We start from the raw sequence: 11,331 nt of genomic DNA, 5'->3' as shown, positions 1-11,331 counted from the left end.
CCTGTAGGAGGCCAGCCCCCTGGCCGATCGGGCGCAGGGGTTGGCCGGACGGGGAATCGGCCGGAGGGCCGGCCTCCTACGGGGGGCAGGGTTCGGCCTGTAGGAGGCCAGCCCCCTGGCCGATCAGGCGCGGTAGAGGTCGAAGCGTACTGCGCGGCCCTGGATGGCGGAGACCGGCGTGGTGCCGGGCAGAGGGGCGGCCCCGGCGGGGCGCTTGACCACCACGCGGCCGCGGGTGGCGGGGATCAGCGCGGCGAGCGTGGCGGCCGCGTCGCTTTCCGTATCGCTTGCGGCATCGTGTTCTTCAGCGTCTTTCGCCGGGGATGCCTGGTCCGGACGCTGGTCCGGGGCCTCCATCAGCGCCTGCAGGACCTGCATGTCTTTCTTGACCGCGGCGTTCTTGCGCCGCTGCGGGAACATCGGGTCGAACACCGCCGCATCGGCAGGCGCGGGCAGGGCGTCGGCGGCGAATGCCTGCGGGAACAGTTGCACGCGTGCGGCGCTGGCGGCCAGGGCCGGGTCACCGGCGTGTGCGGCGCGCTGCAGGGCATCTTCCAGCAGCAGGGCGACGACCGGATGCCGCTCGAAGGCGCTGACCTGCCAGCCCCGCGCGGCCAGCAGCAGGGTGTCGCGGCCCAGTCCGGCGGAGGCATCGATGATGTGCGCGTGCTCGCCGACGCGCCCCACGGCGCGTACCAGGGTCTCGTGGGCCGCGCGGGCGTGGCGGTAGCCCTGCCGGCCGCGCACGAAGTCCGGGGTCAGGCGCAGCGGCGTCTTTCCGCCCTGCAGAACCAGGCTCAGGCAGTCCGCTTCCACTTCCAGGGTCAGCGCCGCGTCGCCGCCATGGACGTAGCCGGCGGCTTCCAGCCGGCGCTGCAGGGTCCGGGTGCGCTCCCGGGCGCGCGGATCGTCTTCCGGGACCGGGCGCAGTTCGAGGGTCATCGACGGGGCCGCGGTCAGTAATGCGGTGGCGGGGGTTCGGGGGTGTCCTGCCCGCCCGCGCTTCCATCACCGGCGGCGGCTTCCAGCGCCCGCAGGCGGCCGTGGAGCCATTCGATCTGCCGGGTCAGGGCCTGGTTCTCCTGCTGCAGTTCGGCCTGCACCCGGGCCTGTTCCTCCTGGGTGAACTCCAGGTAGGCCAGGCGTTCTTCCAGGGTCGCGATGCGCTGTTCGGGGGTGGGGTCGCTGGCGGCCATGCGGGCTCCCGGTGCGCGTTCAGTCAACGCGGTTGCGCGTCTCGCCGGCGGCGAAGGCGCGGATGTTGGCGGCGATCTCCTCCAGCACCGCCTGTCGTGCCGAGCGCGCGGCCCAGGCGGTGTGCGGGGTCAGCACCAGGCGCGGCAGGTCGGGGGCGAGCAGGGGATGATCGGGCGGCGGCGGTTCCGGCTCGAGCACGTCGATGCCGGCGCCGGCGATGCGTTTCTCGCGCAGGGCTTCGGCCAGGGCCCGCGGCTCCACCAGGCCGCCGCGGGCGGTGTTGATCAGCAGGCCATCGGGGCCCAGGCGGTCCAGGGCGTCTTCGTCGATCAGGTTGCGGGTGGCGTCGGTCAGCGGGCAGTGCAGCGAGATCACGTCGCTGGTCTCCAGCAGCTCCGGCAGGGGGACGCGCCCGTTATCCGCGGCAGGATCCGCGGCGGGTTCGGCGTCGCGCAGGCTGCGGGCGTAGCGCACCTGCATGCCGAAGGCCTCGGCCAGGCGCGCGGTGGCCTGCCCGAGGACGCCGCGCCCGACGATGCCCATGCGCATGCCCGACAGGGTGCGGATCGGGTGGTCGAGCAGGCAGAACTGGTCGGACTCGCTCCAGCGCCCGGCGCGGATGTCGGCGCGGTAGTCGTCCAGCCGGGTGACCAGGGTCAGCAGCAGGGCCATCACGTGCTGGGCCACCGAGTCGGTGGCGTAGTCGCGGGCGTTGGTCACGGCGATGCCGAGCTCGCGCGCCGCCGCCACGTCGATGTTGTTGAAGCCGGTGGCGGCCGCGCAGATCAGCTTGAGATGCGGGCTGCGTTCGAGCACCTCGCGGTCGAGGACGACCTTGTTGGTGATGGCGATGTCGGCCCCGCTCAGGCGTTCGATGATGGCGTCGGGGTCGGCGGGCGTGCGTTCCCGGCGCACCCAGTCCGGAGCAGCGCGGTCCAGCGGGGCGAAGTCCAGGTCGTCGCGGTCGACGGTGGCCGTGTCCAGGAAGACGGCGCGGGGGGCGGAGGACAGGTTCGGTTGGGCCATGAGGTTCAGTGTTGCGATCGGGCGGAGGGCAGGGGCCAACAAAAAGGGCCCCGCCGGAGCGGGGCCCGCGTGCTGGCGAGTCCGGGAGGGTCCGGGCTCGGCCGGCGCGTCAGTTCTCGCCCATAAAGGCGTGGAACAGGTTCAGCATGTGCAGGAACATCACGTACAGGTTGGCGTACAGCGACACCGTCATCACCACGTAGTTGGTCTCCTGGTCGTGGATCATGCGGCTGGTGTCGAACAGGATGGCCGCCGACAGCAGCAGCACCACGGCCGCGGAGATGGCCAGCGACAGCGCCGGGATCGCCAGGAAGATGTTGGCGACGATCGCCAGCAGCGCCACGATCAGGCCCACGACGATGAAGCCGCCGAGGAAGCTGAAGTCCTTCTTGGTGGCCAGCGCATAGCCGGACAGCGCGATGAATGCCACGGCAGTGGCGGTGAACGCGTTGCCGACGATCTGCGGGCCGTTCGGCAGTCCCAGATACATGCTCAGGATCGGGCCGAGGAAGAAGCCGAGGATGCCGGTAAAGGCAAAGGTCAGGACCAGGCCCCAGACCGAGTTGCGCGTGAAGTGGATGGCGAACGGGCCGCCGATCAGCACGCCGAGCATCACGATCCAGTGGACCGGCGGGGCGCCGATGGCCATGGCGACGAAGGCGGTGACCGCGCTGAAGGCCAGGGTCAGGGCCAGCAGGGTGTAGGTCTGGCGGATGACTTTGTTGGTGGAAATGGTCTCGCCGATGGAGCCCGTGCTGGACGGGTTCCGTTTCGAGCGGACGATCTGGTCTCTGGACACGGTCGTTTCCTCCTTGGGTTCAATATGCGGTCAGTGTACAGCCGAGGGCCGCGCCGTGCAGCCACCCGCGCCGGACTCTGGGCCGGGCCCGGATCAGCTCCGGCCCTCCTGGCCGGTCTGTTCTTCGACTCGCGTTTCGCCCACGCGTTCACGGCAGACTTCGACGGCCCGGTCGGTGCTGCGGAAGATGTTGTCCTTGCCGATCAGCTCGTCCAGGCCGGTGCGTTCCATCACCTCCAGCACCTGGGCCTTCACGCCGGCGAACACCAGGGTGACGCCGCGTGCCTTCAGCCGATGCACGAGCTGGTGCACGGTCTCCTCGCCGGAGGCGTCGATCTCGTTGATCCCCTTGCCGACGATGATGATGTATTTCGCCTGCGGATGGCTGGCGGCCAGGTCCAGCACCGCGTCTTCGAAGTAGGGCACGTTGGCGAAGTACAGCGAACCGTCGAAGCGCATCAGCGCGATCTTTTCGTCGGTCTGCAGGCCGTAGCGGCGCGCCTCGCGCAGGGTGCCGTCCTCGTAGCGGGCCAGTTCGCTCACGCGCGGCTGCATCGAACGGTAGAGATACAGGATGATCGCGAGGCCCGCCCCGGTGAGGATGCCGTAGTCCAGGTTGGGGGCCATGGCCAGGGTCGCCAGGAAGGTGACGATGGCGGCGATGCCGTCGTGCTTGTTGGCCACCCAGGCGTGCTTGATCGCCTTGAAGTTCACCAGCCCGGCGACGGCCATCATGATGATGGCGGCGAGGACGGCCTCCGGCAGGTGGTAGATCAGCGGGGTCAGGAACAGCAGGGCGATGCCGATGATCACCGCCGTAAAGACCGACGACAGGCCGGTTTTGGCCCCGGAATTGAGGTTGACCGCCGAGCGCGAGAACGACCCCGACACCGGATAGCCCTGGGTGAAGCCCCCGGAGATGTTCGCCAGGCCCTGCCCGATCAGCTCCTTGCTGGGGTCCAGCCGCTGGCCGGTGCGCGCGGCCATGGCCTTGGCGATCGCGATGGCCTCGGTGAAGCCGACCAGGGCGATGACGAAGGCGCTGGTGAGCAGCATGGTGATGTTGCCCAGGCTCAGCTCCGGCAGGGTGGGAGCAGGCAGGCCCTGGGGCACGCTGCCGACCACGTTGCCGCCACCGTCCAGGTGGATGGTGTCGTTGTCGACCCGTTCGATGCGCCAGTCGGTACTGTCGGCCTGTTCGCGTTCCGCGTCGGTCAGGTGGTCTTCGCGGATGAAGCGGGCCGGGGCGTCGTCTTCGCCGGGGACACGGCGCAGGCTGATCGCGCCGAGCTGGTCGCGCAGATCGCGCAGTTCGCTGCGCTGTTCGTCGCGCTCCAGGCCGAGGGTGTCGATCTCGTGGCGGATGCGTACCGCCTCGGCACGTTCGACCTCGTCGACCTCGGCCTCCAGCTCGCGGATGCGCTGTTCGATGTCGGCCAGCGCGCCGGAACGAGAGTCGACCTCTTCGGCCAGGGCGACCACGTCGGCCGGTGCGACCCGGTCGGCCGCCACTTCGGCCTTCTGCTCGTAGCCGATGGCCCAGCTGATGAGGATGGTGACGACCACGGCGACAAGGACGCCGGGGATCTTCGGGACCACGCGCTTCATGGCGACCATCAGCGCGATCGCGCCCAGGCCGAAGGCCAGCGTCGGCAGGTGCACGTCGCCGATCTGCTGCACCACGCCCCACAGGCCGACCATGAAGTGGCCGCTGGTGTCGACCGGGACGCCCAGGATCTTGTTGAGCTGCGAGAGGGCGATGATGATGGCCGCGGCGTTGGTGAAGCCGACGATGACCGGATGCGAGATGAAGCTGACGATCGAGCCCAGCCGGAACAGTCCCAGGACCAGCTGGACCACTCCCACCAGGAAGGCCAGCACGATCGCCAGGGCAATGAACTCGGACGAGCCCTCGGCGGCGAGCGGGATCAATGCCGAGGCCGTCAGCAGCGAGACCACCGCCACGGGGCCGGTGGCCAGCTGGTTCGAAGAGCCCCAGAGGGCGGCGATCATCACCGGCAGCAGGGAGGCGTACAGTCCGTAGACCGGCGGCAGACCGGCCAGCTGGGCGTAGGCCATGGACTGCGGGATGAGGACGAGGGCGACGGAGATGCCGGCAATCAGATCCGCGTTGATGGTGTCCTTGGTGGGACGCCAGCGCAGGAAGGGAAACAGATTGAGCAGCATCGAATTCATGATGGTCGGCCTCGGGTTGCGCCCCGGCGCCGGTCCCCGGGGCGGTCACTAAGTTCGTGCCGGCGGCCGGGGCCGCGGCGTCTTCGTCCGGCGTCGCGTCAGGAGGCTCGGCGCCGGTGCCGAATCGCGGGAGGCGGACCCGGCAGGGAAGGACAGGGCCGTGATTTTACGGAAGATCGTTATTTTCTTCTATCAAACTCTTTCTATGCGACGCATTGTGGGCCGTATATATGAAAGGAGGCCCGGGCCGGTTTTCCGGCGAGTTGCCAGCCGCGGGATGCTCGCGGAGAATGTGCGCCTCCGGAGAGGTGGCAGAGTGGTTGATTGCACCGGTCTTGAAAACCGGCAGGGGTGCAAGCCCCTCGAGGGTTCGAATCCCTCCCTCTCCGCCAGAATTCCGTAGGAGGCCAGCCCTCTGGCCGATGTGGCATATCCCGAGCCCGATCGGCCAGAGGGCTGGCCTCCCACAATCGGCCAGGGGGCTGGCCTCCCACAATCGGCCAGGGGCTGGCCTCCCACAATCGGCCAGGGGGCTGGCCTCCCACAATCGGCCAGGGGGCTGGCCTCCCACAATCGGCCAGGGGGCTGGCCTCCCACAGGGCCGACACCTCACCGGGCATTACCCCACACGAAAAAGCGGCCCGGGCAATGCCACGGGCCGCTTCTCCGGGAAATCTGGTGGGCGGTGCTGGGTTCGAACCAGCGACCCCTGCCGTGTGAAGGCAGTGCTCTACCGCTGAGCTAACCGCCCCGGAAGATGCGTAATTTAAGGCTCCGGCGGCGTCCGGTCAAGGGGATGAACGCCCGTAGGTAGGAGGCCAGCCTCTGGCCGATCGGGCGCAGGGGTTGGCCGGACGGGGAATCGGCCGGAGGGCCGGCCTCCTGCGGGCATGTTCACGGGCGCCTGCGGGGGGGATGCGCATAGAAAAGGGGCCGCTCGGGCCCCTTTTTCGCGTGCAAGCACGCTCCTGCGGAATTCTGGCGGAGAGGGAGGGATTCGAACCCTCGGTACGCTCGCGCGTACAACGGTTTTCGAGACCGCCCCGTTCGACCACTCCGGCACCTCTCCGTGCTCCGACCCGGTCGGTTGTTGCGACCGTCGCCAGTAGCGCTGCGCATCCTAGCAGATTCGGAGGCGGGGGCGGTAGGGTTGCCGTGGATAATCGGTGAGGGAACCCGGCTCCCGCATGGGGGCCGTCTGCATGGCGCGCTTCAGGAGCACCGGTTCAGGGCATCAGGCGGGTGATTTCCCAGTGTTCGCCGTTGTGATGGTAGGTGAAGCGGTCGTGCAGGCGACTGGCGCGGCCCTGCCAGAATTCGAAGAGCTCGGGCGCGAGGCGGTAGCCGATCCAGGCCGGGTCGCGGGGGACGTTGCCGTCGGGGTACTGCTGTTCCAGGTCCTTCACGCGCTGCTCCAGGGTGGCGCGGTCATCCACCGGCTGGCTCTGCAGGGAGGCGGCGGCGGCCAGCCGGCTGCCGCCGGGCCGCTGGGTGAAGTAGTCGTCCGCGAGCTCGGCGGGCAGGGCGCTGACGCTGCCCTCGACGCGGATCTGGCGTTCGGTCTCGGGCCAGTAGAACAGCAGCGCGGCGCGGGGGTTCTCGGCGAGGTCGCGGCCCTTGTGGCTGCGCGAGTCGGTGTACCAGCAAAGGCCTTCGCCCTCGAAATGCTTGAAGAGGACGATGCGCGCCGAGGGCTGGCCGTCGGCGTCGGCGGTGGCCAGGGTCATGGCGGTGGGATCGGGGTTGCCGGCCTCGCGCGCTTCTTCCAGCCAGCGGGCCAGCAGCTGTGCGGGCTCCGCGGTCAGGTCGCTGCGGCGCAGCTCGGCGCGGGTGTAGTCGCGGCGGGTGTTGCGGTGGTCGACCTGGTTCATGCGGGGCTCCCGGGGGCAGATGGCACGATCGCTCATGATACGCCCGCGGGCGTCATTGCGCCCAGACGGGGCGGCCGGGCCGGGCGGTTTGCGCCGGGGTGCGGGTTTGTGGGTTCATGTCGGGTGAGCCGGACAACCCGACAGGAGGACACGATGAGCCGACCCGTGATTGCGGCACTGGAACCGCGTGGCGTGGAGCTGGAGAAGGGGAAGGAGTACTACTTCTGCCGCTGCGGGCGTTCGGCGAACCAGCCGTTCTGTGACGGTTCCCACGCGGGGACGGGCCTGGGCCCGCTGGCGTTTACCGCGCAGGAGGATGGCGAGGCGTTCCTCTGCCAGTGCAAGCAGTCGGGCAATCTGCCCTATTGTGATGGCACGCACGCCGGACTGGACGCGCAGGTCGGGGAGGCGCCGGAACCCGCGTCGGAGCCGGGCGGGAACGCCGGGAACGATGCGGGCGACGGGGCCGGCGGGTCCGACGCACCGCCCGACCCGCGCGCGACCGCGACCGAGCCGCATGTCGAGTTCATCCATGCCCTGGCGCGCGACGGCCTGGAAGGGCTGGGTGCGCACGGGCCCACGGTGGCGATGGGCGTGCCGCGCGACGAGCTGCCGACCTGGGATGCGCTGCAGCTGCTGGCGGCCCAGCTGGCGAGCCGGCCGCTGGAGGCCGGTGCCGAGGTGGCCACCGAGCTGGTGATCGGGCCGCAGGCGCAGCGGCCGCTGCGGCTGTCCATGCCCTGGCTGGTGACCGACATGAGCTACGGGTCGCTGTCGCGCGAGGCGCGGATGGCGCTGGCGCGGGGCGCGGAACAGGCCGGTACCGGGGTATGTTCCGGCGAGGGCGGGATGCTGCCGGAGGAGACGGAGGTGGCGTCGCGCTATCTGTTCGAGCTGGGGCCGGCGCATTTCGGTTACGACGATTCCGTGCCCGAACGCGTGCAGGCCTTCCATTTCAAGGCGGGGCAGGCGGCCAAGACCGGCGTGGGCGGCGTGCTGCCCGGGTGCAAGGTTTCCGACGAGATCGCGCAGGCACGCGGGATCGAGGCCGGACGGGACGCGGTGTCGCCACCCGCCGATCCGGGGCTGCGCACGCCGGAGGATTTCCGTCGCTTCGCTGATGATGTGCGGCAGCGCTCCGGGGGGATCCCTGTGGGTTTCAAGCTGGCCGCGCATCACATCGAGGCGGACATCGATTTTGCTCTGGATGCGGGTGCCGACTACATCATCCTGGATGGCCGTGGAGGCGGCACCGGGGCTGCGCCGGCGCTGCTGCGTGACCACATGGGGGTGCCGACCATCCCGGCGCTGGCGCGCGCACGCCGGCACATGGATGCCACCGGGGCCTCGGGCCGCGTGACGCTGCTGGTGACCGGCGGGCTGCGGACGCCGGCGGACTGGGTCAAGGCGCTGGCGCTGGGCGCCGACGGGGTGGCCCTGGGTAACGCCGCGCTGCAGGCGATCGGCTGCGTGGGTGCACGCATCTGCCACACCAATCGGTGCCCGACCGGCGTGGCCACCCAGGACCCGCAGCTGCGTGCGCGCCTGGACGTGGAGACCGGGGCGGCGCGTCTGGGCCGGTTCCTGACCGACGCCACGGAGCTGGCGCGCGTCCTGGCGCGGGCTTGCGGCCATGCGCGGCTGGAGGACTTCGGCCCCAACGATCTGTCGACCTTCGATCGCGATCTGGCCCGTCTGGCCGGGGTGCAGTACGCCGGCGTGCGCGACGCACGGCACGTGTGAAGCCCCTGCCGCGCGCGGGTCCGGTTGAAGCCCGGGCCGCGCGCGCGTGTAATACGCGATTACCCGATCGCAGTGCTCCGGAATCCCCGGAACGAGGCCGCATGTCCGCATCCGTACCCGTTATCGCCGACGAGACCGTGCCCGGTCTGTTCGACCGCCGTCCGTACTGGGCCAAACGCTTCGGCACGGCGCCGTTCCTGCCGACCACGCGCGAGGAGATGGACCAGCTCGGCTGGGATTCCTGCGACATCGTGCTGGTCACCGGGGATGCCTATGTCGACCATCCCAGCTTCGGCATGGCCATCATCGGCCGGCTGCTGGAGGCGCAGGGCTTTCGCGTCGGCATCATCGCCCAGCCGGATTGGACCTCGGCCGAGCCGTTCCGAGCGCTGGGGCGGCCGAACCTGTTCTTCGGCGTGACCGCCGGGAACATGGACTCGATGGTCAACCACTACACCGCGGAGCGGAAGAAGCGTTCCAACGATGCCTATACCCCCGGAGACGTGCACGGCAAGCGCCCGGATCGCGCGGTGATCGTGTACAGCCAGCGGGTGCGCGAGGCCTTCCGCGACGTGCCTGTGGTGATCGGCGGGATCGAGGCGAGCCTGCGGCGCATCGCCCATTACGACTACTGGCAGGACAAGGTGCGCCGCTCGGTGCTGCTGGATTCGCGCGCGGACATCCTGCTGTTCGGCAACGCCGAGCGCGCGCTGGTGGAACTGGCGCATCGGGTGGCCGGGGGCGAGCATCCGCGCGAGATCAACGATCTGCGCGGCACCGCGTTCCTGCGCGACCGGGTGCCGGGCGATCACGTGGTGCTGGATTCCTCCGAGGTGGATACCCCGGGGCCGGTGGACGCGAACCCGGATCCCTATGCGGAGACCTCGGCGCAGGCCTGCGCGAGCGGGCAGGAATCGGGCACGGGATCCGGGGGCGATGCCGAAGCGCAGGTGGTGCGCTTCCACCGCGAGATCCCGAAGGGCACGCCGCGCAGCCGCACCGTGATCCGCCTGCCGGCCTTCGAGCAGGTGAAGGGTGACGCGGTGCTGTACGCCCATGCCTCGCGGGTGATGCACCTGGAGACCAACCCGGGCAACGCGCGGGCGCTGGTGCAGCGCCACGGCGACAAGGAGCTGTGGCTCAACCCGCCGCCGGTGCCGCTGTCGACCCCGGAGATGGACGCGGTGTTCGACCTGCCCTACGCGCGCGCCCCGCATCCGTCCTACGGCGATGCGCGCATCCCGGCCTGGGAGATGATCCGCTTCTCGGTGAACATCATGCGCGGCTGCTTTGGCGGCTGCACCTTCTGTTCCATCACCGAGCACGAGGGGCGCATCATCCAGAGCCGCTCGGAGGACAGCATCCTGCGCGAGATCGAGGAGATGCGCGATCGCGTGGAGGGCTTTACCGGGGTGGTCTCGGATCTGGGCGGGCCCACCGCGAACATGTACCGCCTGGCCTGCAAGGACCCGGAGATCGAGAAGAACTGCCGGCGCCTGTCCTGCGTGTATCCCGGGATCTGTTCCAATCTGAACACCGACCATGCGCCGCTGATCCGCCTGTATCGCAAGGCGCGCGAGCTGCCGGGGGTGAAGAAGGTGCTGATCGCGTCGGGTCTGCGCTACGACCTGGCGATCGAGTCGCCGGAATACGTGAAGGAGCTGGTGACGCACCATGTCGGCGGGTATCTGAAGATCGCCCCGGAGCACACCGAGGAGGGCCCGCTCGGTCACATGATGAAGCCGGGGATGGGTACCTACGACCGCTTCAAGGCGATGTTCGAGAAGTACTCGAAGGCGGCGGGCAAGGAGCAGTACCTGATCCCGTACTTCATTGCCGCGCATCCGGGCACCACCGACGAGGACATGCTGAACCTTGCCCTGTGGCTCAAGCGCAACGGCTTCCGCGCCGACCAGGTGCAGGCCTTCCTGCCCAGTCCCATGGCCCTGGCCACCGCGATGTGGCACACCGGGCGCAACCCGCTGCGCGGTGTCCGGCGCCGGGCCGATTCACGGCTTTCCGTGGCCCGCGGGGCGCGGGCGCGGCGGCTGCACAAGGCGTTTTTGCGCTATCACGACCCGGATAACTGGCCGTTGTTGCGCGATGCGCTGAAGCGCATGGGTCGGCGTGATCTGATCGGCAACGGCAAGCATCACCTGATCCCCACCTGGCAGCCGGCGGGTACCGGCGGCAAGGGGGGCAGCAAGGGCGGCGGGGCGCGACCGGCCGCCGGCGGGCGCGTGACCCGCGGCGGCAAGGCGCTCCGGCAGCGCGGCGGCGAGGTGCGTACCCAGCACCTGGGGGTGGAGAAGGCGGCGCGGCCAGCGCCGACCGGCCGCAAGACGGGGCGCAAGGGTGGCCCGAAGAAGGGCCCGGGCAAACGGTAGGAGGCCGGCCCCCCGGCCGATCGGGGGCAGGTCCGGTGCCGGATCGGCCAGGGGCTGGCCTCCTACGGACGGTTCGGGGAGCGGTAGGAGGCCGGCCCTCCGGCCGATCGGG

General features: G+C 69.9%; 8 protein-coding genes and 3 tRNA genes. 3 read left to right on the top strand and 8 right to left on the bottom strand.

The features are described 5' to 3' along the window. Nucleotides 1-123: 123 nt before the first annotated feature. From D577_RS0113190 to D577_RS0113170, 5 genes are all read right to left on the bottom strand, one after another. On the bottom strand, nt 124-942 hold the full coding sequence (locus tag D577_RS0113190; protein WP_018947934.1) for a class I SAM-dependent methyltransferase: 819 nt from the start codon (nt 940-942) through the stop codon (nt 124-126). Between the two features lie 14 nt (nt 943-956). Next, complete coding sequence (locus D577_RS0113185; RefSeq protein ID WP_018947933.1) at nt 957-1,196, bottom strand: SlyX family protein; 240 nt, start codon at nt 1,194-1,196, stop codon at nt 957-959. Nucleotides 1,197-1,215: 19 nt separating this feature from the next. Then, nucleotides 1,216-2,223 (bottom strand): D-2-hydroxyacid dehydrogenase, encoded by a 1,008-nt coding sequence (locus D577_RS0113180; protein WP_018947932.1) that lies wholly within the window; start codon nt 2,221-2,223, stop codon nt 1,216-1,218. Nucleotides 2,224-2,332: 109 nt separating this feature from the next. Beyond that, the gene (locus tag D577_RS0113175) at nt 2,333-3,022 is read right to left on the bottom strand and encodes a Bax inhibitor-1/YccA family protein (RefSeq protein ID WP_018947931.1); all 690 of its coding nucleotides are present in this window, start codon (nt 3,020-3,022) and stop codon (nt 2,333-2,335) included. Between the two features lie 93 nt (nt 3,023-3,115). Then, entirely contained in the window at nt 3,116-5,218 is a 2,103-nt protein-coding gene (locus tag D577_RS0113170; protein ID WP_018947930.1) for a SulP family inorganic anion transporter, read from the bottom strand. Between the two features lie 302 nt (nt 5,219-5,520). On the opposite strand from D577_RS0113170, the gene D577_RS0113165 reads away from it, so the two are divergent. After that, nucleotides 5,521-5,610: transfer RNA gene (locus D577_RS0113165), tRNA-Ser, on the top strand. 284 nt (nt 5,611-5,894) lie between these two features. Here D577_RS0113165 and D577_RS0113160 read toward each other — a convergent pair. From D577_RS0113160 to pdxH, 3 genes are all read right to left on the bottom strand, one after another. Next, nucleotides 5,895-5,969: transfer RNA gene (locus D577_RS0113160), tRNA-Val, on the bottom strand. A gap of 228 nt (nt 5,970-6,197) precedes the next feature. Then, nucleotides 6,198-6,287, bottom strand: a tRNA-Ser gene (locus D577_RS0113155). Nucleotides 6,288-6,444: 157 nt separating this feature from the next. Next, complete coding sequence (pdxH, locus tag D577_RS0113150; protein ID WP_018870748.1) at nt 6,445-7,089, bottom strand: pyridoxamine 5'-phosphate oxidase; 645 nt, start codon at nt 7,087-7,089, stop codon at nt 6,445-6,447. A 153-nt stretch (nt 7,090-7,242) separates the two neighbouring features. Between pdxH and D577_RS0113145 the strand changes: the two genes are divergently transcribed. Together D577_RS0113145 and D577_RS0113140 are read left to right on the top strand one after the other, a co-directional pair. Next, nucleotides 7,243-8,832, top strand: coding sequence for a glutamate synthase-related protein (locus tag D577_RS0113145; protein ID WP_018947929.1), 1,590 nt, complete (start codon nt 7,243-7,245; stop codon nt 8,830-8,832). A 101-nt stretch (nt 8,833-8,933) separates the two neighbouring features. Next, nucleotides 8,934-11,219 carry a YgiQ family radical SAM protein gene (locus D577_RS0113140; RefSeq protein ID WP_018947928.1) on the top strand — a complete coding sequence of 762 codons (2,286 nt, stop codon included), beginning with the start codon at nt 8,934-8,936 and terminating at the stop codon, nt 11,217-11,219. Nucleotides 11,220-11,331 lie beyond the last annotated feature (112 nt).

This window comes from Thioalkalivibrio sp. AKL17, assembly GCF_000377885.1.
GTDB lineage: Bacteria > Pseudomonadota > Gammaproteobacteria > Ectothiorhodospirales > Ectothiorhodospiraceae > Thioalkalivibrio > Thioalkalivibrio halophilus.
Note: the sequence above shows the minus strand (reverse complement) of the source record. Positions and strands in the feature narration are given on the sequence as shown.